The 22,661-nt window shown below is 39.9% G+C and carries 20 protein-coding genes; 11 read left to right on the forward strand and 9 right to left on the reverse strand.

The genetic code is table 11. The features are described 5' to 3' along the window. Positions 1-32: 32 nt before the first annotated feature. Genes ACUXV0_RS16615 through ACUXV0_RS16625 form a run of 3 tightly spaced genes read left to right on the forward strand, consistent with a single transcriptional unit; the run spans position 33 to position 3,729 of the window. The gene (locus ACUXV0_RS16615; RefSeq protein ID WP_446190699.1) at positions 33-2,732 is read left to right on the forward strand and encodes a hypothetical protein; all 2,700 of its coding nucleotides are present in this window, start codon (positions 33-35) and stop codon (positions 2,730-2,732) included. After that, the gene (locus ACUXV0_RS16620; RefSeq protein WP_446190700.1) at positions 2,729-3,244 is read left to right on the forward strand and encodes a hypothetical protein; all 516 of its coding nucleotides are present in this window, start codon (positions 2,729-2,731) and stop codon (positions 3,242-3,244) included. The genes ACUXV0_RS16615 and ACUXV0_RS16620 overlap by 4 nt, the downstream gene beginning before the upstream one ends. After that, positions 3,244-3,729: a hypothetical protein gene (locus ACUXV0_RS16625; protein WP_446190701.1), complete on the forward strand. Its 486-nt coding sequence runs from the start codon at positions 3,244-3,246 to the stop codon at positions 3,727-3,729. Before ACUXV0_RS16620 ends, ACUXV0_RS16625 begins: the two co-directional genes overlap by 1 nt. Here ACUXV0_RS16625 and ACUXV0_RS16630 read toward each other — a convergent pair. From ACUXV0_RS16630 to ACUXV0_RS16645, 4 genes are all read right to left on the reverse strand, one after another. Beyond that, positions 3,726-4,613 carry a DNA-3-methyladenine glycosylase family protein gene (locus tag ACUXV0_RS16630; protein WP_446190702.1) on the reverse strand — a complete coding sequence of 296 codons (888 nt, stop codon included), beginning with the start codon at positions 4,611-4,613 and terminating at the stop codon, positions 3,726-3,728. The two genes, ACUXV0_RS16625 and ACUXV0_RS16630, sit on opposite strands and share 4 nt — an antisense overlap. Continuing rightward, complete coding sequence (locus tag ACUXV0_RS16635; RefSeq protein WP_446190703.1) at positions 4,614-6,437, reverse strand: LysM peptidoglycan-binding domain-containing protein; 1,824 nt, start codon at positions 6,435-6,437, stop codon at positions 4,614-4,616. A gap of 214 nt (positions 6,438-6,651) precedes the next feature. Beyond that, complete coding sequence (locus tag ACUXV0_RS16640) at positions 6,652-6,852, reverse strand: Sec-independent protein translocase subunit TatA/TatB (RefSeq protein WP_446190704.1); 201 nt, start codon at positions 6,850-6,852, stop codon at positions 6,652-6,654. A gap of 67 nt (positions 6,853-6,919) precedes the next feature. Beyond that, entirely contained in the window at positions 6,920-7,354 is a 435-nt protein-coding gene (locus ACUXV0_RS16645; protein WP_446190705.1) for a YkvA family protein, read from the reverse strand. Positions 7,355-7,517: 163 nt separating this feature from the next. Here ACUXV0_RS16645 and ACUXV0_RS16650 point away from each other — a divergent pair, with 163 nt between their 5' ends. Further along, positions 7,518-8,456, forward strand: a complete 939-nt coding sequence (locus ACUXV0_RS16650; protein WP_446190706.1) for a malate dehydrogenase — start codon at positions 7,518-7,520, stop codon at positions 8,454-8,456. A 49-nt stretch (positions 8,457-8,505) separates the two neighbouring features. Here ACUXV0_RS16650 and ACUXV0_RS16655 read toward each other — a convergent pair whose 3' ends face one another. Further along, positions 8,506-8,928 carry a secondary thiamine-phosphate synthase enzyme YjbQ gene (locus ACUXV0_RS16655; RefSeq protein ID WP_446190707.1) on the reverse strand — a complete coding sequence of 141 codons (423 nt, stop codon included), beginning with the start codon at positions 8,926-8,928 and terminating at the stop codon, positions 8,506-8,508. Beyond that, positions 8,925-9,686, reverse strand: a complete 762-nt coding sequence (locus tag ACUXV0_RS16660) for an alpha/beta fold hydrolase (RefSeq protein WP_446190708.1) — start codon at positions 9,684-9,686, stop codon at positions 8,925-8,927. Before ACUXV0_RS16660 ends, ACUXV0_RS16655 begins: the two co-directional genes overlap by 4 nt. A 207-nt stretch (positions 9,687-9,893) precedes the next feature. On the opposite strand from ACUXV0_RS16660, the gene ACUXV0_RS16665 reads away from it, so the two are divergent. The 3 genes from ACUXV0_RS16665 to ACUXV0_RS16675 all read left to right on the forward strand — a co-directional run bounded on the left by ACUXV0_RS16665 (position 9,894) and on the right by ACUXV0_RS16675 (position 15,208). Continuing rightward, positions 9,894-11,018 (forward strand): hypothetical protein, encoded by a 1,125-nt coding sequence (locus ACUXV0_RS16665; protein ID WP_446190709.1) that lies wholly within the window; start codon positions 9,894-9,896, stop codon positions 11,016-11,018. 1 nt (position 11,019) lies between these two features. Next, positions 11,020-12,360, forward strand: a complete 1,341-nt coding sequence (locus tag ACUXV0_RS16670) for a hypothetical protein (protein ID WP_446190710.1) — start codon at positions 11,020-11,022, stop codon at positions 12,358-12,360. A 100-nt stretch (positions 12,361-12,460) separates the two neighbouring features. Continuing rightward, on the forward strand, positions 12,461-15,208 hold the full coding sequence (locus ACUXV0_RS16675; protein ID WP_446190711.1) for a DUF7133 domain-containing protein: 2,748 nt from the start codon (positions 12,461-12,463) through the stop codon (positions 15,206-15,208). A gap of 31 nt (positions 15,209-15,239) precedes the next feature. Here the strand turns inward: ACUXV0_RS16675 and aspS are convergent, their stop codons facing one another. Together aspS and ACUXV0_RS16685 are read right to left on the reverse strand one after the other, a co-directional pair. Next, a complete protein-coding gene (gene aspS, locus ACUXV0_RS16680; RefSeq protein WP_446190712.1) occupies positions 15,240-16,985 on the reverse strand; it encodes an aspartate--tRNA ligase in 1,746 nt (581 codons plus the stop codon). Positions 16,986-17,030: 45 nt separating this feature from the next. Next, positions 17,031-17,765 carry a lysophospholipid acyltransferase family protein gene (locus tag ACUXV0_RS16685; protein WP_446190713.1) on the reverse strand — a complete coding sequence of 245 codons (735 nt, stop codon included), beginning with the start codon at positions 17,763-17,765 and terminating at the stop codon, positions 17,031-17,033. Between the two features lie 112 nt (positions 17,766-17,877). On the opposite strand from ACUXV0_RS16685, the gene ACUXV0_RS16690 reads away from it, so the two are divergent. From ACUXV0_RS16690 to ACUXV0_RS16700, 3 genes are read left to right on the forward strand one after another with little or no spacing between them, the layout of a single operon-like run. Next, positions 17,878-18,858 (forward strand): acyl-ACP desaturase, encoded by a 981-nt coding sequence (locus ACUXV0_RS16690; RefSeq protein WP_446190714.1) that lies wholly within the window; start codon positions 17,878-17,880, stop codon positions 18,856-18,858. 1 nt (position 18,859) lies between these two features. After that, positions 18,860-19,972, forward strand: coding sequence for a hypothetical protein (locus ACUXV0_RS16695; RefSeq protein WP_446190715.1), 1,113 nt, complete (start codon positions 18,860-18,862; stop codon positions 19,970-19,972). After that, on the forward strand, positions 19,969-20,322 hold the full coding sequence (locus ACUXV0_RS16700; RefSeq protein ID WP_446190716.1) for a VanZ family protein: 354 nt from the start codon (positions 19,969-19,971) through the stop codon (positions 20,320-20,322). The genes ACUXV0_RS16695 and ACUXV0_RS16700 overlap by 4 nt, the downstream gene beginning before the upstream one ends. On the opposite strand, the gene ACUXV0_RS16705 is transcribed toward ACUXV0_RS16700, so the two are convergent. Next, positions 20,323-21,501, reverse strand: coding sequence for a redoxin domain-containing protein (locus ACUXV0_RS16705; RefSeq protein ID WP_446190717.1), 1,179 nt, complete (start codon positions 21,499-21,501; stop codon positions 20,323-20,325). A 201-nt stretch (positions 21,502-21,702) separates the two neighbouring features. Here ACUXV0_RS16705 and ACUXV0_RS16710 point away from each other — a divergent pair, with 201 nt between their 5' ends. Next, positions 21,703-22,656, forward strand: coding sequence for a hypothetical protein (locus tag ACUXV0_RS16710; RefSeq protein ID WP_446190718.1), 954 nt, complete (start codon positions 21,703-21,705; stop codon positions 22,654-22,656). The last annotated feature ends 5 nt before the right edge of the window (positions 22,657-22,661 follow it).

Raw genomic sequence — 22,661 nt, forward strand, 5'->3', positions numbered from 1 at the left:
AGAGACGGACGACAACATAACCAAACGCTTTTTTGAAAAACTATACCTACATATTGGTCCTTTTTGTGACTAGCCTTCTGGCTAATGCACAAAATACCGATAAGCTTCAGCTGGTCAGACAGCCGGAGAGTGTAGGCCCGGGAGCTCATGCTACCTTGTTTTTCGATTTTAAAAGCTCAGAAACTTCAAAAATTGAGCATCAATTTTTCATTCCTTCCAATTGGAGAATTTTATCTGAAAAAGTTTTTGAAAGAAAGGATGGTAACAGGTATATGTTTACCATCTCTACACCCAAAGAAACCTTAAGCGGGAAGTATCCAATCGAATTCACGATAAATACCAATTCAGGAGCATATACTGAAAAGCTCATACTTACTGTAGAAGAGAGATTTCAGGTCGAACTGGAAGTACTTGATCATAAAGAATGGGTGAAAGAGGGTGATACCTTAGTTACTCCTTTTTTATTACAAAATCTGGGAAATACCACGGAGAAAATTGTATTGAGTAGCTCAAAAGGTCAGGTTTTAAACGAAAAAGATACCCTGTTTTTAGCACCAAATACTTCAAGGGAAATTCTGGTTCGCCAGCATATTCCTGTGACCAATAAGGCAAGCTGGATGACCACCTCTGACCTATCGGCAGAGTTGGAAGGTAGAAACCCAATGTATGATGTAGTCTCTATTCCGGTGTATTCTAACAGCTCAAAAAAAGCGGATCCATACCTGAGGTTACCAATTTTTGCGGGAATTGAGTACTTTAATACCAAATATGGTAATGAACAATACAATTCAGCTCAATTCAATATTAGAGGGTCTGGCCACCTTGATTTTGATAAAAAACATCATGTTAATTTTATACTGAGAGGTCCGAATAATATCCATTTACCTCAACTGGGTAGTTTTGACCAGTATTCATTGACCTATGAAAATAAGAATATCAAGGTAGATGTAGGAGATTACCTTCTTCGTTTCGGTCAGCTTATGGAGTTTGGTCGTTTTGGAAGAGGGGTGAAATTTGAACAAAGAATAGGTGAGGATCGTTGGACGGCATTTATCCAAAATGCTCGTTTTATCAACACGCAGAAAGGATCTTTTGGACTAGGTTTTACAAAGGTATTAGAGGGTGGCCATGAGCTTAGCTTAAGATATATGTCAAAAAAACTAGTTCAGGCTAATGAGGAGTTTTGGTCAAACTTGACCGGAGTTTCCGGAAGGTTTGAGTTTAAAGGGCTTGAGTCTTATACCGACCTAAGTTTAGGAGTTGCCAAAGGCAAAGTGGATGGAGCCATCTACAATCGCTTGAGCTATTCCATTGGTAAGCTGAGACTTCAGAACGAATTTATACAGGCGGGTAAAAACTATTATGGTTACTATACCAATAGTCGCTTTTTATTAAATTCAGTGAACTATCAGTTCAGTCCTAAATTAAGTGCAGGGGTAAATACCAATAACTCCAATATCAATCCGAGCTTAGATATCAATGTTTTCGCCACTTCTCCATTGAGTAAGGTAAAAATGGCTTATTTGAGTTATATGCCAAATCAAAAGAACCAGTTCTTCTTCAACTTGACGCAGCAGGAAAGAGAAGATCGTCAGATACCGGCTAGTTATCATTTCAAAGAAAGCTTTTTAAATCTAACCTACTCGCATAATTCAACTCGTTTTGCTTTGACTGCTTCTACAAGAATGGGGCATGTCAATAACTTACTGGTGGGAGATGCCTCAGAAAGAACGGCTTCTTACAACGCTTCTATTTCTCCTGAAGTGGCTTTAACCCCTTGGTTTTGGGTAGGTGGGTATTTTGAATTTTTACACACCAGTAAATTCTCTCAAACAAATGAGCTTCAAAACCTTTTGTATTATGGAGGAAATGTAAGATTGAATGTCAATAATGTCATTAGTCTAAATGCCATGTATAGAAATAACTATACGCCGGATCAGTTATTCCAAAGTAGAAGATTTAGCAATGGTTCATTGGTCTTTGACTTCAAAAAACATGTGCTATCAGCAATAGCGGGTAAAACATACATCCCGGTTTCATTTACAGAGAGCAAGTTCTCAACCTTCTTCTCTATCAAATACACCTTCCGTTTTGATGCTCCGGTAGCCAAAAACAAGAACATTGGTCATTTGAAAGGCAAATTGGTAGGCCTGAATGAGGGTATTCCTCAAAATGGTGTTTTGCTCCAGCTAGGACCTTATAAAGTCTTAACCGACGGATCTGGGGCTTTTGAGTTTAATAACCTGATGCCTGAAAAATACATACTCAGCATTCCTTCTGCATACGAGCTTCAAGGTGTAAAGACAGCTGCCAGCGGCCCAATGGCCATTGACATTAAGGCAGATACTACTTTGGTATATGACGTGGAATTAGTGAGAACCGGAAGTCTCAAAGGACAGATCAACTATGACTTGAAGGAAAAGTATAATTTTGAGGAATCAGAGAAAGGTAAAGACTTACTGATTTTAGCCAAACTTTCAAATGGCAAGGAAGAGTTTATTACTCGTGTGAATCGTAGGAATACTTTTAATTTCGGCGAAGTAAAACCTGGTGAGTGGACGCTGCAGGTTTATCTGCCAGGCTCTCAGGAAGAATACGAGGTAGAGAACGGAACCATCAAAATACAAGTGGAACCGAATAAAACAGAAATGACTAGCTTTACGGTGAAGACGGTGAAGCGAAAAATTAAATTTACAGGTCAGGATTTCAGACTATCGTCAAACAAAAAGTGAGAATAACACTTTTATTCATATTGCTATCTTTTACAGCCTTTGGGCAGAATGTGCAGGTGAATTTAAACCTTCCCTCTCTGGCCATAATGGATATAGAGCCGAATAGTAATGCCTTTAACCTTTCTGTAAACAATCCTTCTGAAGCAGGTCAGCCCGTACAGGTCAATAGCACCAATAGTAGCAAGTGGATTAACTTTAGTTCTGCTGTACTACCAGGAGCTTCAAGAAGAGTAACAGCTCAATTATCAGGCGGCACCTTAAGCGGACTTGACTTAACACTTTCTACTTCGGCATACTCCGGAGCTGGAGCTGGTGCACTTGGTAGCCCTGCGGGGGCTGTGATATTAAGTGGCACTACTCAGACGATCATTGATAATATAGGAGGAGCATATACTGGAGATGGTGTAAATAATGGATATAACCTTACTTATTCATTATCCATAGCCAATTACACCAACCTCCGTAGTGAAAACAAAACGGTTACGGTACTCTTTACCATGATGGATAACTAATGAGATGGCTGGCATGTACCATATTGACCTTTATGATATCCATGGGTTTAAAAGCCCAAACGATCACGGCTTCTCCTGGCTGGACCTATACTTTGTCTAGTTCTGATATTTCTGAGGCTGGTAATGATTATAATGTAAATATTGAAAGTGCAGCCAATCAAACTTTGGTAGATGCAGTAACAAACTCTTTTTACTCTGCTACCATAAGAGTGGCGGTAGAGAAGATTGATAATAATTGGAGTAATCAACTAATACTAAGTGCCAGAAGAACCGGTAATGGTTCGGGTGGTTGGTTTTCAGGTGTTTCTGGAGGTTTAAACTACATTCAGCTTTCCTCAACTCCTCAGTTACTTTACACCTGTACTACCGGTTATTTTAGTGGGGGCTATTTTGATGTGCCTATTCAATATAGGGTTCAAGGCTTATCGCTATTGGTGCCTGCTCAGAGCTACTCTACTACGGTGCGTTATACCATTACCAATTAATTCAAAAGGGATTGCCACAGATAAAAAGTGGCGTAGCTTTCCCAGCCTTTCCAAGGTTTGGCAAATTTGAGAACTGTTTCCAGGTTTGGTTTGTGATCTAGCTGAAGACTTTTCTTTAAAGCATTATGTAAACCTACATCTGCTGCAGGGAAAGCCTCCTTGAAGCCAAGACACCTCATTAGGATATAATTAGCACTCCATTTTCCAATTCCTTTCAATTCAAGAAGTTTTCTCTCAGCCTCGTCATATGTCAAAGTTTGTAGATTGCTCTTCTCGATTTTTCGTTCTAAAATAGCCTCAGAAAGATGGCGAAGGTACTTGACCTTTTGGCGAGAAAACTTCATTTTTACAAAGTCTTCATCAGTGATTTTTAGAACTTCTTCTGGCTTTGGGAAAGCAAAATGTTTTTGACCCGTTATTTCTTTCCCATTCCCTATATGTTCAATAAGCCTTCTTTTGCATTGATATGCAAAAGGGAGATTGATCTGCTGTCCGATGATACTCCAGCTGGCAGCTTCAAAAAGATCTGGTACTTTAACTAGTCTTAAGCCTCTAAATTGATGAATTAGAGGTGCCAGTATTTTATCATGCTTGGCTATAGCATAGAATTCCTCTAAGTCAGTTTCTAAGTCAAACCATTCTTTTACATAAGCTATGATTTTGATCTCTTCCTTTGAAGATGGAGCCAGATCTGGGAAATGAATCTTAATGGAGTCTTCTGTAAATTCTAATTGGGTCAGAATATGTTGTCCTTCAAACTCGAAGAGTTTAAAAACAAAATCAGCTTCGGTGGTGAAGCTGATTTCATCTTTTGACCTATTCAGGTAATCAAATAATAAATCTTTTCTGAAAGTATCAGGTAACTGGATGTTTGTGCCGGCCAATTAACTTTTCAATTTGATTTTTTGACCCACTTTAATGCTGTTATTGCTCAGGCCATTTAATCTTTTAATCTCACTGATACTCACACCATGCTTTTGAGAAAGAGTCCAAAGCGTATCGCCTTTTTGCACAGTGTAAACAATGAAGGTGTCTCCATTATCTTCTGAACTTACTTTATCGTAAACTTTCTCTGAGATGGTAGTTTGGTATTTTAGTCGCTGACCTCTCATGATCTTGTTGGCAGATCTTAGGTCGTTCCATGATAGCATATCTTTTACCGTAACCCCATGTTTTCTTGCAATAGTGGTTAGGTTTTCACCATTTTTAACAAAGTGGTATCTGGTAACTGTTTTCTTTTCATAATGGAAAGGTTGTTCTACGGCCACCGTCTTGGTCTCTTTCGGAGGCTCCACCTTAACATTTGTTCTGTTTTCTTCTTTACTCTCAGTGGCCTTAGTTTCAGCTTTAGCTACTACTGTTTTTTCTTCGTCGTCTTTGTGGTAAGCATCGTAGACTTTCACGCTCTCACGTGTATAGTACACTAATCTTTGACCCTGACGAATAGTATTTGAGCGTAAGCCATTCCAGCTTTTTAGTTTACTTACACTGGTGCCGTACCTTTCAGCTATTTTGCCCAGGTAATCGCCTGATCTTACGCGGTAGTAATGTTTTACGCTTTTATGCTCGAAATGATAATAACCTTTGTCATCCTCTAAAGCCAAGACGTTTGTGGCAGGTGTACTAAGAATACAAGCCGAGTCTAATACGCATTCTTTGTTTTCTTCAAAGTAAGCATAATTGACCGTTGGCACTCTTATCTCTACATCACGGGCATAAGCAGGAAGTTCATGGGTGATCAAGTGCGGGTTTAAGAACTTCAGTGTCTCGTAATCCAAATAGTTTAACTCGGCGAAAGTCACCAGATTAAGTGGACCGTCAAGCAATAGATTTTCAGACTCAACAGGATATACCGTCTTGGTATAGTCAGGGAAAATACCATGTTCTGCAGAGTAGTTCATCAGGTAGTTAAGAGCTTCCCATTGGGGCACATAAGCTCTTGTATCTGGATGAATATATCTATGAAGCGACCAATAGTCAGACTTGCCAGATTTTCTGATGGCTCTTCTGATTCTTCCCGGGCCGGTATTATATGAAGCCAGTGCCAGCTCCCAATCCTCAAAACGATTATAAAGCCAGGTCAGATACTTAAATGAAGCCTCAGTAGATTTATCAATATGTCTTCTTTCATCTACATAATCATTGATTCTCAAGCCGTATTCCTTTCCTGTGTATGACATGAACTGCCACAAACCTACAGCCTTGGCTCGTGATACCGCATTTGGGTTAAGTCCGGACTCAAGAAGAGCTAAATACTTCATTTCATCCGGGATATTGTATTTCACCAAATACTTCTCAAATACCGGGAAGTAGAACTCCTTTCTTTCCAACATTTGCTTCACAAAATTCGGTCTCTTGTAAAGGAAATAATCTACGTATTTTTTAACGTGATCATTCCATGGCATAGGCATTTGGTTCTCTAAACCACGAATACGCTCCTCTATTACCTCATCTGAGGCTGGAATAATGTTAAACACCACATTGTCTCTGGTATCTACCACTCTAATACTACCAGGATACACAGCTTCGGAGCTGTCAATATCCACTATTTCTGTGTTCTCTTCTTCTGATACCAGAGCCTCTGGCTTTTCACCTATGACCAGAGCATCTACTTTTTTGACCTTAACAGAGTCTGTTTGGGCTAGTGAGCAGAAACCAGTAAGTAAAAATGAAGAGAGAAGGAGTGTCTTTAAGGAAGGCTTGATCATAAAACTTGTCACAATTGATTTAGAGGTGTTCTGATTATTAAGAAAGCGTTATTCAAATGTAAAGGCTCAAAACTAGAATGAAAAACCTTTTATGGTTTTTAACGTACATGAATAGATATTTAGTAGACTATCGAATTACTTTTTTGACATAAGTCAAAAAAAATACAGCAACATTTCAATATTGCTGTACTTCTTCAAGCTTTCGATTCAGGGATTATTCGTCTCCTTTGGCAGCTTTTTCGATGTTCTCTTTCACGTCGTTCGTGGCATCTTTAAATTCTTTGATTCCTTTACCAAGCCCTCTTGCTAGTTCAGGAAGCTTCTTAGCACCAAAGAAAAGAAGGATTACAAAAAGGATTACGAATATTTCTGTGCCACCTAGGTTCCCTAGAAATAAAAGTGTAGCTAATTCCATGATTATCTTAATTAAATAGTAAAACAAAGGTACGAAAAAAGTAATGAAAACGATGTTGAGCCAAAACTCAATTCAAATCCTTATTCATTTCCCAAAGTCGAAACTTTTCAACTTCTTCTGATACAGATCTTAAAACATAGGTCAAAAGAGCTATATCATCTGCATAGCCTAACATAGGCAGAAAGTCGGGAATTAGGTCTATGGGAGATAAAAAATAGACAAGGCTGGCAATCATGATGACTAAATTTTTCAATTCAATATCCCGATACTCGCCAGAGGCGTAGGCCTTCAAAAGCCTTCCAATACTCACTACTTTTTTTCTGATACTATCAAAAACTCCTCCCACTCCGAGTTCCTGAGTTTTGTTTAGTGAATCCTTGAGCAAATTGAGAAGGCTGCTTGCATTTCGGGAAATTCTTCCGGCCTTTCCCATAGAATTTCTAAAAAAGATAGAGTTTAAGACTCTTTTAAGGATTTCTTCGTTTTGTTGCTGATCTGCCATTTATGATTCTTTCTAATCAAACAGCTGCAATTAATGAAAAATTACGCGATTTGATAGTTTTTATTGAAAATAGGCAAGAAAGTGTTTGGCTAAAGCACTTTGGGCGGATAATTTTGCCTTAAAACAGGAATTTCCCTGACGATTCAAAAAAGAACAATAAATAATGAAAGTAACTGTAATAGGAGCAGGTGCGGTAGGTGCTACAGCCGCTGATGTAATAGCACGTAGAGAGGTAGCTGATGAAGTAGTTTTATTAGATATTAAAGAAGGATACGCTGAAGGTAAGGCCATGGACCTTAACCAAACAAGCTCTCTTTTGGGTTTTGATACCAATATCGTTGGGTCTACTAATGACTACGTTAAAACTGCTAAGTCCGATGTTATTGTAGTTACTTCAGGTATACCGCGTAAGCCGGGTATGACTCGTGAAGAGTTGATCGGTATCAATGCAGGTATCGTTAGAACAGTAGTTACCAGTGCTCTTGAGGTTTCTCCAAAAGCCGTTATCGTTATTGTATCTAATCCAATGGATACCATGACTTACCTTACATACCAGATTGCTCAGGAAATGGGTATCAATAAGAAGCGTGTTATCGGTATGGGTGGAGCTCTTGACTCTTCTCGTTTCCGTTACAGACTTGGTGAGGCTATGGGTGTTTCACAAAACGATATCAGCGGTATGGTAATCGGTGGTCATGGTGATAAAACGATGATTCCATTAACTCGTCTGGCTACTTGGAATGGTCTTCCGGTGAGCAGATTTATCAATGCTGATAACCTTGATGAGGTGAAGCAAAAAACAATGGTAGGTGGTGCTACACTTACAGGTCTTTTAGGAACTTCGGCATGGTATGCTCCGGGTGCGGCTATTTGTCAGGTAGTTGAGGCTATCCTAAGAGATGAGAAGAAAATTATTCCTTCTTGTGTTTACCTAAATGGTGAATATGGTCAGAAAGACATCTGTATTGGTGTACCGGTAGTATTAGGTAAAGGTGGATGGCAGAAGATCATCAATATCAGACTAAGCAACGAAGAAAAAGCGGCGTTTGAAGCTTCTGCTGAAGCAGTAAGAACAATGAACGAAGCTCTTAAAGGATTGTAATTCTTTGAGAATTGATAAATAAAAAGGGCTGCAGAAATGCAGCCCTTTTTTATATGCCAAATGCCGTCAAGACTAAACTTCTGCCCGAGTCTGCATTGCGGTGTTCACATAAATAAATGCCCTGCCAGGTACCGGTGTTCAGTTTTCCATTAGTGATTGGAATCTGCACCGAACTCCCAAAAAGAGAAGCCTTGATATGAGCGGGCATATCATCTGAGCCTTCATAATTATGTTCGTAATATGGAGCATTCTCCGGCACCATCACATTGATATGTCTTTCAAAATCTCCTCGAACCGTAGGGTCCCAGTTTTCATTCAGCGTAAGAGAAGCCGAAGTATGTTTGATAAATACCTGTAGTGTTCCTGCCTTGATAGAAGAAATTTCAGGAATAGCTCTAAGAATTTCATCTGTGATCAAATGAAAACCCCTTCTGAACGGTTTAAGTCTAATCTCATGTTGGATTACTTTCATGAGCAGAAGGCTAAAACAGAGGCCATAAATTCAGCGGGTTTAGTGGCATGAATCCAATGATTCGCTCCTTCAATAGTTTCCAGACTTGCATCGGTATACGTTTTCTGAATACTGGCAAAGTCTTCATCCGTGATATAAGAAGATTCTGAGCCACGCATGAAAAGCACAGGTTTGTCGATAAGCTTTTCGCTTGGTATCTCAGCTCCTACTTCGTGAATGCTTTCTGTGATCACCGGCACATTGATTCTCCAATCAAAACCACCACCTTCAGCTCTGTAAATATTCTTAAGAATGAATTGTCGCTCTGCAAAACTGCTCACATATTCAGAAAATATTTCTTCTGCCTCTTTTCTGCTTTTTATGGTGTCAATAGGAATGGCGTTTAGCCCCGCGATGATATGGTCATGATGCGTAGGGTAGAAACGGGGAGCGATGTCAACGATGATCAGCTTCTCGAAATTGTCGTATTTCTGGGCATACTGCATAACCGTTTTACCACCCATCGAGTGCCCTATAATTACCGGGTTTTCAATATTCTCATCCACCAGAAACTCATGAAGATCATCGGCCATGACTTCGTAGTTAAGTTCATTGCTACGCGGAGATTGTCCATGATTTCGGGCATCAAGAGCATAGATAGCCAGATCATTTTCAGCGAGTTTTTTAGATACTGTAAAAAGGTTGTCACTACTGCCGAAAACACCATGAAGAATTACAACCGGTTTTCCTTCTCCTATCTTTCTAAAGTTTAATTTCATTTTTCAATTCTATCTTGAAAGGTCGAGTCTTGTGACTGACCTTAAGTATGATAGGTATTCCCTAGCTATTTGTTCCGCAGATTGCTATTTAATTCTTGACTCTTAGGCCTTTTACAGAAATACCGTTCATCAAATTTTTATTGAGGTACAAAAATAAAATAATGATTTTGAAAGTTTATGATTGAAAGCTATTACCATTAATTGCCTATGAATCCGTTTATGCTTATTCAGCAGTTCTTTAAGAGAGAAAGAGAAGAGCTGGAAGAACCATATTTTGAAATTCCGGAAGTTAAAGATCAAACCTTTTTAAAGTCTGATATTGAGTCAAATAATAAACCGGAAGTGCTTATTCCACAGCAAAGTTTAGATCAGGAAACCGGGCCCGAGTTTGATGCTGCACCTGTTACTAACTATCCCAAAATTGAATTGCCAGAATGGCTCAAAGATGAAAGTCAACTTCGTGATGAAGGTGTGATTTTCGGATTGACAGATGCTGATGCCCGGGATAAGATCATCCTGATAGAGTCTGTTTTTGATGAGCGAGGTGCGGCTTTCAAAAAGCAAAGCGAACTATATACCGAGCAAATAGGCGAGCATAATTTGAGGATCTCCAGAATTGAAGAGCGAATAGAAGATCAAAAGAGAAGAGGAGGTGATTTTGAAAAAGCAGAAAGAGCTTTGCATCAATTGCCAAGAACCACCGTCAGTCTGATCCTATCAGTGGTCATGGCTTGTGGTAATTTCTTTTTGATTAATACCGTGATGCAAACTGCCTACCCTGAGGTACATTGGCTTGTCACCGCGGGGGTGTTTTTTGCCGGGATGTATAACTTTTTTACTGGCAAAAGTTTCTTGCAACACTCAGAGGAAGAGATCAATTGGCGAAGAGTACTAAGTGAAACTCTTTTGCCTTTTACGGCCTCAGTTTTTGTATTACTGCAGGCCTGGCCTCAGTTAGGAGCAGGACTTTCCTTAGGGTTATTCTTGTTTACACTCTCATTATTTCTGTATTCAGGTAAATTGTTTTTGGAGAATATTAGCCTTTTCAAAGATGATTTCAATACCTGGCAAAGAAACCTGGAGATCAAAAGAAATCAGGAAAAGGGTATGGCCGAGATTGAAAACGAAATAGATCGACTTACCGAAGAGCTGGATCAGATTCGTGTAGAAAAATGGAAGATTATTCCTGAAATGAATAAGGTGGAAAGCCAGCTAGAGGAAATTAAAAGTCAGAAACTGGCTTACGTGCATCTTTTTGAAAGTGAATTCAAGCTGGCAAGAAGCTACCGAGATAAATTGACCAAAGCCCAAATCAAAAATATCATTGACTAACATGGAGAATCAGGAATATAATCAAGGTTTTAAAAGTGGGCTCGGGAATGTGGAGTCTGAGCATTTTCAGGAGTATCTGCAAGCAGAGGTAGAACATAGCTGGCTGCTCGATAGATATAACGAGAATCAGGAAAATTTAAAGAACATTGATGCTCAAATAGAAGCATATAAAAAAGATCAACTTCCGGTTAGCCAGCATTTATTGGCCAAGACTGCCGAAGTGAATTCTCTTTCTAAGGAGCTGGAGGGTGTGGGTAATTCTATTGAAAAATGGGAGACTGAAAAGAAAGAAAAAGAAGAAGAGAAAAAGGAATCAAGAACACCTTACGCCATGCTGGCAGGGGTACTATATCTTCTGGCGGGTATCGCTTTTGTAGCGGGTGATCTCATAATCTCACATGAGATAGTGGCGTATGCTCTTAACATCAGAAACACATTTGAAGCCTGGGCGTTCGCTATAGGTTTGGCTTCTCTTTCTATATTGCTTAAGCCGGCCTACGAAAGACTGGTAGAGCAGCCATACTTAAAAGGGCAAGGCAAAAAAGCTTATGGTGCTTTTCAAGTGGTTTTATTGGTCATCTCTGTAGGTACTTTGGTGGTTTTAGGTTGGTTTAGATATGAGGCTTACAAAACCGACAAACTCAAAGAAGGAATAAACAGACAGATCAAGTCTTTACAGCTGGAAAGCACTCCTCTAGATCCCTCAGTTGCGGTAGATCAGGGAGCTATTTTAGAAAAGATTGACCAAAAATTGGCTGAGTATGATCAACTAAATATCGATCTGGTCAATAGCCCTTGGGCCATGTTGTCATTTATTTTAAGTGGTGTTTTGTTTGCCATTGCAGGAGCAATTTGCCTGGGAATAGCCTTCCCTATATTACAAACCTACTGGAGAAGGGGATTTGCTTTAAATCCTTCAATAAGACGTGCCAACAGACGATTGAAAAAGCTATATCCTCAGCAGCTTCAGCTTCAGAAATCTATAGAGCGTGCTCGTGCCGAGCAAAGTCATTTCTCAAGCCAATTGGAGCTGGTGGGGTCTTTAAACAGATTACAAGAAGAAAAGGCAGAGCTGAGAATAGAACGCAAAGAAATTTTGGAGTTGATCAAGTCAGCGATGAAGAACTCAAGAGTCAATAATTACAGAAACGGATACAGCACTGGTGAGCGTAGCCGTAAAGAGATGACTGATGAAGAATACGAGAAAATCAGGAAAGGGCAGCTCCAAATTGCTGAAGAGAAATCTCAAGATGCTGAGGAGCCCAAAACGTACAGGAAAGCTGGTTTAAGGCCACATCAGGCGTTGAGGAAAATCATTGCCGATAACTTTGGTGAGAATTAAAGTCTTTGAAAAGGAGCCGTTTATCTACAGGAGGGTCATTGATATCAGTCAATGACCTTTTTCTTTATAAATTGCTAGACTTTATTGAAATTATACCTAAATGAAAGCCTCCGGAAAGACTTTATTCAGTAAGTCTGTATTACTGGTATGTACACTTTTTCTTTTTAAGTGTCAGACCACTCAAAGAAGTCAAGTGAAAGTTTCTACAGCCGAATTAGAAGCTCAAAAGTATCCCAAAGTAAGCATTCCTATAACAGCAGATACCTCAAGTGCCTACTGGAAAGGGATTGATATAGAACCCAAACCGCCGGTATTGCCTCTTACTGTAGAACAGGAAAAAGAGCATTTTATTCTACAAGATGGTTTTGAGATGAATACGGTATTGACCGAACCTCAGATTCAACAACCAGGTGCTATTTCTTTTGACGGGAACGGAAGAATGTATGTGCTGGAGTTAAGGAGTTATATGCTCACCGCAGATTCTGATGGTACCCTGGAGCCGGTTTCAGGTATTTCTCGTTGGGAGGATACTGATAACGATGGCGTCTATGAAACAGGCGGTATGTTCGTTGATAATCTCGTCTTTCCTCGTTTTGTTTTGCCCTATGGGCCAGATTGTATTTTGACCATGGAGTCAAATCAGGATAACGTTTATAAATACACAGATACAGATGGTGATGGTAAGGCAGACAAAAAGGAGTTTTTCTGTGGTGATTTTGGCCGTGCCGGCAATGTAGAACATCAGCAGGCTTTTTTGTATTGGGGTATGGATAATTGGTTGTACAGTACAGTCAACCCTTTCAGAGTTCGGGAAGTCAATGGTCAGGTCTTAAGAGAAAGTACAGCCTCTAATCATGCTCAATGGGGTATCACTCATGATGATGATGGTAAATTATGGTTTCAAGGAGGCTCTAATGGTGTTCCGTCTTATTGGCAGTTTCCGGTTCATCTCGGTGATTATGTGGTGAAGGCCGGGAATTTTGAAGAAGGTTTTAGAGAGCCTTGGGGTGCGGCTGTAAAAGTGGCAGATATGCAGGCTGGTATGAGGGCCGTGCGTCAGCCAGACGGATCATTAAATCAAGTTACGGGAGCGGCTGGTAATGATATTTTTAGAGGAGACAGATTACCTTCTGAAATTTATGGCGAGTATTTCTATGGAGAGCCAGTGGCTAGAATAGTGAGACAAGTAAGTCAGAAGAATAACGAGGGTATAACAGAATTGAGAAACCCTTTTCAATCCTTGAAGACTGAATTTATTAGCTCCACAGATCCGCTTTTCAGACCCGTGGATATGACTACGGCTCCAGACGGCACCATGTACATCACAGATATGTATCATGGTATTATTCAGGAAGGAGAATGGGCAGGAGAAGGTTCGTACTTGAGAGTGAAAATTGAGCAATATCAACTGGATAAAGTGATTGGTCTTGGCCGAATATGGCGTCTAAGTCATCGGGACTTTGAAAGAGATAGCAAACAGCCTCGAATGTTTGAAGAGAGTTCGTCAGAATTAGTAAAACATCTGGAGCATCCGAATGGCTGGTGGAGAGATAAAGCTCAGCAATTGCTGGTTTTACGTCAGGATATGTCTGTTGTTGATGAATTGATTGCCCTTGTGGAGCACAGCTCAAATACCAATGCCCGAATTCACGCCTTGTGGGTTTTAGAGGGCTTAGGTCAATTGCCTGCAGAATTGGTTAAACGATTGATGAAATCAGATAGCCAAAGAATTCAAATGGCAGCCATGTGGGTAGGGGAGAGCCTTTATAAGGCGGGTGACAAATCTTTGGCTTCATTATATCTTAATTTGATTGAACATGAAAATGTTGATTTAGCCATAAGAGCCATGCAAACAGCCAAGATGCTTAAGATAGAAGGAGTAGATGATCAAGTAAGATTAGTCAAAGAACAGAGAACAGAAAATGGAATTCAGCTTGTGGCTGAACAAATATTAAATCCGCCTGTGGTTCATTCTTTCTTCGGTCGTAATAACCCAAATTATTCTGAAGCGGAGAAGGAAAGTCTTGCCAGAGGCCAGAAGATATACAAAGAATTGTGTTCTACCTGTCATGGGCTAGATGGTAGAGGAACACCAGTGGGCGAGTCGCTCATGGCTCCTTCATTTGTAGGAAATAAAAATGTGAGGTCTCATTCAGATTATATTGTCAAAACGATCCTGAGAGGGGTTACGGGAGATATTGAGGGCAAGTCTTACGAAGGAGTAGTGATGGTCCCTATGAATCAAAACGATGATCAATGGGTGGCTGATGTAGCTTCTTTTGTTCGGGCAGGTTTTGAGAATGAAACTTCTTTGATAGGAGTGGATCAGGTGGCAAGGGTTCGTGCAGAAACCGCCGAACAAAGCAGTCCTTACCTTTATTCGGATTTGAAAAAGTCAATTCCCAAAGAAATACCTTTACAGGAGAGTTGGACTGTAACTGCCAGCCATGCTGTACCTCTGAGAAAAGGAGGAACGGGAGAGCCGGTCGGTGCTTTTAATTTTGAGGGGTGGAGCACAGGAGAAGATCAGCAAAAAGAGATGTTTTTTGAAGTCGATTTTAAAGGGACTTCAAAACTGACTGAGGTTCATTTTGCCTCAAAGGGAATTCCTCAGGGGCATTGGAGAGATAGGCTTCCGCCAATAGAGACCTATCCAAGAAAAATGAAAATTGAGGTTTCTGTAGATGATAAATCCTGGACCAAAGTGTGGGAAGGGAATTGTACGAAAAACACAACTGTTATTCGCTTTGAGAAGCCTTCAATGGCTCGGAAGATAAGGTTTACCCTTACCGATAAAGCTGAAGCTCCATGGAGAATGGAGGATTTGACTTTTTATGAGATGCAATAAAAAAAAGGGAGATGAAATCTCCCTTTTCAATTTATTTTAGGTCAATGCCCAATTCTTTTAATTGCTCATCGTCAATTGATGCTGGCGAGTCAATCATGACATCGCGTCCACTGTTATTTTTCGGGAAGGCGATATAGTCTCTGATACTATCTGATCCGCCGAATAAAGAACAAAGTCTGTCAAATCCAAAGGCGATACCGGCATGTGGAGGTGCTCCATATTCAAACGCAGACATCAGGAAACCAAACTGAGCCTCTGCCTCTTCAGGTGTGAAACCGAGCAGTTTAAACATCTGCTGCTGTAGTGGTTTCTCAAAGATCCTCACTGATCCACCACCTACTTCGGTGCCGTTAATGACCATATCGTAGGCATTGGCTCTTACTTCTCTTGGTGCGGATTCAATCTTGTCCAAATCCTCTGGTTTAGGGCTGGTAAACGGATGGTGCATGGCATGCCATCTGTTTGATTCCTCGTCAAACTCCAGAAGCGGGAAGTCAAGAACCCAAAGAACTTTATAGTCGTCAGGATTTCTTAGCCCCAGTCGATTACCCATTTCTAGACGAAGTTCGTTCAGTTGTTTTCTAACTGTATTGATATCACCAGAAAGAATCAACATCAGGTCGCCCGGTTTGGCATCAAATTTCTCGGCTATAGCCTTCTTGTCTTCATCTGAGTAGAATTTATCTACCGAAGATTTTAGGCTGCCATCTTCGTTATATTTGATGTAAACCATGCCTTTGGCTCCCACCTGTGGTCTTTTGACCCAATCTGTAAGTTTGTCAATATCCTTACGGCTATATGAAGCACAGCCAGTGGCATTGATACCTACGACTAATTCAGCTGCATCGAAAATGCCAAAACCTTTGTTTTGGGTCAGTTCATTGAGTTCTACAAACTGCATCCCGAAACGGATATCAGGCTTATCTGAACCATATAGCTTCATGGCATCAGCATAGCTCATTCTAGGAACGGTGTCCAGATCAATCCCTTTAACAGTTTTGAAAAGATGTCTGATTAGTCCTTCAAAAGTGTTGAGAATATCTTCTTGTTCCACAAATGACATTTCACAGTCTATTTGAGTAAACTCGGGCTGTCTGTCGGCTCTTAAATCCTCATCTCTGAAACATTTTACGATCTGATAATACCGATCAAAGCCCGACACCATTAATAACTGTTTGAAAGTCTGGGGTGACTGTGGCAGGGCGTAAAACTCTCCCGGGTTCATTCTACTAGGAACCACAAAGTCTCTTGCTCCTTCAGGAGTAGACTTTATAAGGACTGGCGTTTCAACCTCAATAAAATCTTGAGTATCCAGAAAGTTTCTGGTAGCAGAAGCTACTTTATGACGTAGGCGAAGCTTTTCTCTTACCGTATTTCTTCTTAGATCAAGGTAACGGTATTTCATGCGTAACTCATCGCCCCCATCTGTTTCGTCTTCAATAAGGAAAGGAGGAAGTTTAGCCGGATTAAGGATTTCTATTTCTTCAATCCAAAGTTCGATATCACCCGTTGGTATTTTGTCATTTTTAGCCTCACGTTCTTTAACTGTTCCGCTTACTTTAACCACAAACTCTCTACCCAGTTCTCTAACCTTTTTTACGATAGGCTCAGCTGTAACTCCTTCTTCAGCAATCAGCTGAGTTATACCGTATCGGTCACGAAGGTCAACCCAAATAAGGCCACCTTTGTCACGGGTCTTTTGTACCCAGCCACAAAGCGTAACTTTTTGATCGATGTGTTCACTTCTTAAATCTCCACAGGTATGTGTTCTCAGCATATGATATATTCGAAATTGGGATGCAAAATTAAGGAATTGACTGGTTTAGCCTTCTACAATCTTGATAATTTGAGCTCTGGCCTCGTTTACGATCTCATCTACTTTTTTGCCCTGCGGCTCAATAGGTTCTAATGACGTGAAACGCATTTTTGAGAAAGAGCTTAAAGGGAAAATTCCTTTAGGGTTAAATTTTTGAGTGCCTTCTATAGCAATAGGCACGATAAGGGCATTCGGACATCTTTTGAGCAATGTGGCCACGCCACCTACATGAAACTCTTTGACCTTTCCTGTTCTGGAGCGTGTTCCTTCAGGGAAAATAGCGGCCGAGAAGGTATTCTCACAAATATGTTTACCAAGCTTGGCAATCTCTACTACGGCAGATTTTCCATCCTTACGGTCAATAAGGGCTGCGTTAGCAATGCGTAAATTATAAGAAATAGAAGGAATGCCTTTTGCCAACTCCTTTTTTGCAACAAATTTTGGTGTGTGCTTTTTCCAATACCAGATGATACCAGGGATATCAAACATACTCTGGTGATTGGCGATGAAAATGATACTCCTGTCGGTTGGTAATTCTACAGTTTTAGTGGCTTTGAATGTAGAGCCTGTGAGCCACCATCCGTGAACTAAAAAGAAGTTTAGCCACTCCACCGTTTTCTGATGGGCATCTGAGCCGAAGAGGGTGTAAACAACCCACTGAATTCCGTGAAAAACGACCAAAACCAGACCGAAATAAACGAGATAGACGACACTTAGTATGTAATCAATGACTGTTTTCACCTAAATTATAGTTCATTAGAGTTGCAAAGGTAATTTATTGCTTTCATTCATAACGCCCTGTTTATTGTTTACCTTTGTATTTCAGTAAATAGAACACTCTTAAATAATTTATATGCAATTACCTGCCTCACGTGTAGAAGTGATGAAATTCATAGGCCTTAAAATGGACGACCTTATTGGTAAGTTCCTGAAGCCGATTGATACCAATTGGCAGCCATCTGATTTACTTCCGGAGTCTGATTCTGAAGACTTTCTGACTGATATTAAATTATTGCAGGAGTCCTGCAAAGAGCTTCCATATGATTACATCGCAGTATTGATAGGCGATACTATTACAGAAGAGGCATTGCCAACCTATGAATCGTGGTTGATGTCTGTAGAGGGAGTGGATAACGATAATGAACCTCAAGGTTGGGCCAAATGGGTAAGATGGTGGTCAGCTGAAGAGAATCGTCACGGAGACTTGCTCAATAAATATCTTTATCTCTCAGGTAGAGTGAACATGAGAGAAATGGAGACCTCAACTCAATATCTTATAGCTGATGGTTTTGATATTGGTACTGGTACCGATCCATATAAGAATTTTGTGTACACTTCTTTCCAGGAGTTGGCTACCAATATTTCTCACCGTAGGACAGCTACGCTTTCAAAGCAATATGGGAATAATCATCTCTCTAAAATCTGTGGAGTTATTGCCGCAGATGAGATGAGACACTACAAGGCCTATAAGACTTTTGTGAGCAAGATCTTTGAAATAGATCCTTCTGAGATGATGTTGGCTTTTGAGTATATGATGAAAAAGAAGATTGTGATGCCGGCTCATTTCCTGAGAGAAACAGGAGTGAAAATGGGGCAAACATTCTCTCATTTCTCTGATGCTGCTCAGCGTCTTGGTGTATATACGGCCAATGATTACATTGAAATCATGGAGAGCCTGATCAAGGACTGGAATATTGAGGGTATGCGAGATATAACCGAACAGGCTGAGAAAGCCAGAGATTATATCATGGCTCTACCTGCCAGATTGAGAAGAATTGCGGAGCGTACACGCGTTCCTGAGCTCGAATACGAATTTAGCTGGATTACCAGATAAGATGAAAAGGCTGGTTGTGTGTATAGTTCTGTTGTTTTTGAGCCTGCATGTGTTGGCTCAAAACTGGAATAAAGTAGATACAACAGTTGCAAATAATAACGTCACAGATACAGTTTGGAGAAGCGGTTCGGTATTGATCTCGGAGTATTACAAAAATCCGTTTAATAACAAGTTTGGAATTGTAACGAAGTACGACAGTATCCAAAATCGCGGAATGTACATTGGTTTAAATGAGCCTGATGATTATTCCAATACAGATGGTGATTCTACCAGAGTAGGATTGGCTCTTTCTTCTAGTTCAAATTACCGAGGTTTGATTGTTAATAACTACGCAAACTTTCACTCGTCCATTCCGAATACCGATGTACATAATGCCACAAGCGAGTTTAACTACTTCAGAGGTATGCCGTCTGTCTTTGGTTATCGGGACTCAGGTTCAATGACAAGAGCAGCCGTTTTAAGGCTTTCAGGTACATTTTATAAGAATGATGAGTCGTACTCCAATGATCAGTTTGACTTACTTAATTTGCGTTTTTTTACGGATAATGACCCGGGCAACACCGCTGAAATAGAAAACTTCTATGCTGTGAGGATGGAGGACTTCAGAGGAGTCAATACCGATATGATTGAAAATGGCTGGGGCGTTTACATGAAGCCGGCAATACTAAATAATTACTTTGGTGGTCATGTTGGTATCGGTACTGAATCTGTCTCACATCCTCTTACCATTGATGCAGGTTTAAACCCTCTCAAGATTTCAGGAATTACTGAGCAGTCTGATTCCAAACTTCTTTCAATAGATGATGATGGCGAAGTACATCAACTTTCTGTCCAGGCATTAAATCAAAATTTTGTTTCGGTTACTGGAGATACCACATTGACGGATGAATATTATTTATACATCCACACGGGGGCTGATGCCACTTACACTTTACCTGAGCCTTCTTTAAGAACTGGATTGACATGGAAAATAGTCAATACCGGAACAGGTATAATAACGTTTTCAGAAAGTTATTATGAAGGGTCTGAGCCGAGAGAGCAACTTTTAAATAAGCCAGGAAACTACTCCATCGAGTTGTTTTCTGATGGTACTCGATATATTCGAATAGAATGATTATAAGACTTTTGCAAAAGCCTTGGTGGGCATTATTGACTACTTTTCTTGTACTATTGCTTTGCGTTTTACCTAGTCAGGATTTACCAGATACGGGCAGTTTGAATGACAAGGCCTCTCACTTTATAGCTTTTGCCGCAATAACGTTTTTGTGGTTATGGGTTTATCAAAACCGTACTGTTTGGATTCTGCTCAGCAGTACTGCGTTTGGTTTAGTTATTGAAGTCATCCAGGCTCTATTGCCAGCTTCTTTTTATCGCTCCTTTGATTGGTTAGACTGGCTGGCTGATAGTATAGGGGTGCTGATTGGTTTTATACTTTATCTATTGTCAAGGAAAGTATTGAAGTGATTATTCACTTTCAATCCACTCCACCATTTCTTCATAAACGGCCTGGCTAGATCCTAAGAAGCCTGTGCTTTTATGTTTGATTTTGCCATCAGGGCCAATACAGAATTTAGCAGGGATACCTTCTACTCCATAGGCCAGGGCGGTAGCGTTTCCAAGGTCCAAAGGAGGGTTTAGATAGTTATAACCTCTTTTGTCAACGAAACTTTTTACGTGGTCTTTCCATTGACCTTCACCAACTCTTTCAAACGTATTGATGAACAGGAATTGAACATCTTCATTATTAGCATACTTGTCTACAGCTTGCTTCATTCCAGGGAAAGAACGAATACATGGACCGCACCATGTAGCCCAGAAATCAAGAATGACAGTTTTACCGCGTAATTCACTTAGTTTGATAGTTTCTCCCGCCAGATTGGTCAATTCAAAGTCCGGAGCCATACTTCCTTCTGTTCCAACTGACTGTTGATTGACAGTTTGAATAAACAATTGGGCAAATTGATGGTTTTTACCTTCCGCTATAAGTTGATCCTTCAGCTGATTCATATAATCACTATCAAGCTCAGGATTCAGAAAGTTATTGGCTGCTATAATACCAGCCAAAGAAGTTCCCATTTCTGCAATCAGCGGTCTAATTGTCTCCCTATGGTTATTATAAGACATCTGATATTGCTGTCTGAGTTCTGCTTGTTTTTTGGCATTTGCCGTCTTGAATTCTTCCTCTAATGATCCTCTGAGCTGAGCAAAATTTTGAGCTTCGTTCAGTACTGCATTAAACTGGTTGATTCTTTCAGATCCTTCAAGAGTGTACGCCGGGGTTTGATCCACTTGTGCTTCACCATCGGCGGTAATGGTTAGAGACTCACCACCGTCTAGAATTAAGCCCACAATTTGTTGGTCATCAATATTTACCTGATATATACCAGGCTCAGGAATGGTAACATCGAATTCAAATTTACGATCAGCACCTAATTCTACAGAGTCTATTCTAATTGCTATGTTTCTCTCGTTCATTCTCTCCAGGTAGACTTTTTCCGGGTAGTCACTTTTTACGGTCCCTTGAATAAACAGAGGTAGCTCTGTAGAGCTTACTGATGCTTGTTCGCCGGAATTTTGAGAGTTACACGAGAAAGCAACAAAAGTTGCCAGTAAAAGAAGGTATGTTTTGATTTTAATACTCACGATGTCGATAGATATTCTTGTTTCACAAAGAAACGAATTTATTTAAGGAAAATTGAGCTAATCATTTGTTTGACGATAGTCAACTATTTCTGGAACCTTATCGTATTTAAAAAGATTGTTAGAGAATTATCTAATTATGGAATAATATGTGACTTGTGTTACATAAATTCGTATTCATACACATAGAAGTGAAGAATTAAAATGAAGCATAACTCTAAAGCTAGATGTTTTTGGCCTTTCTTTTTTGTAATTATCCTTTATGTTAATACTTTATCAGCAGCGACATATGTTTATAATGGATCTGGTGATTGGGATATTCTAGGCAATTGGAATGTATACACCGGTTCAGGCTCTACCATCCCTGCAACAGTCTTGCCTGGTTCTGGTGATGATGTAATTATTCAATCACCTAGTGTTGTTACTCTCACTTCAGTTGAAAATGTACGATCAATAACTCTAAATTCAGGGGCAACATTAAATTTTGATAATGGAAAGTTAAGAGGGGTTTCCATGGCCAACCTTGATGGAACAGTGGCTAGTCTAAAGGGAAGTCCTGATCAAATAAGTTTTGATTTTAATGGGCAAACGTACAACGGCTCAGATATCGATGCATTATCAGGCACTGGAGTACAATCTGGAAGTGATTTAAGCTTTCCAGTTGTTTTAAAGGAGTTAAAATTAATGAACTTTAGCGATAGGATAGAGATATTCTGGAAAGTGGAGGAGATGTCTTTTTTTAGTCATTTTGAGGTGTTAAAGAGTATAGATGCTCAATCATTTGAGGTGATTAGCCGTGTCGAACCTTCTGATTCTAATATTTATTCTTTTTCTGATTTTGAGCCTAACAATCTTTACAGATACTACAGATTGAAAATGGTTGATTTAGATGGCTCATATGAGCTTTCAAGGATACTTTCTTCTAACAGCGAAAGTAGAGTCTTAAATGTATACCCAAACCCAATGAAGGATAATTTATTGTATTTGGATGATGTTTATGATGTATCAGAGTTGTCCATCTTTGATATTAAAGGTATACCGGTAAATTTTTCTGCCATTCAAAAAGGAGCTGTAACGGAAATAAGAATAGATGAAAAAACATTCGGAATACTCCTTCTAAAAAGTGGGAATGGGACTACTCATAGAGTTTTTAAATAAGTAAC

This window comes from Jiulongibacter sp. NS-SX5 (assembly GCF_052828545.1).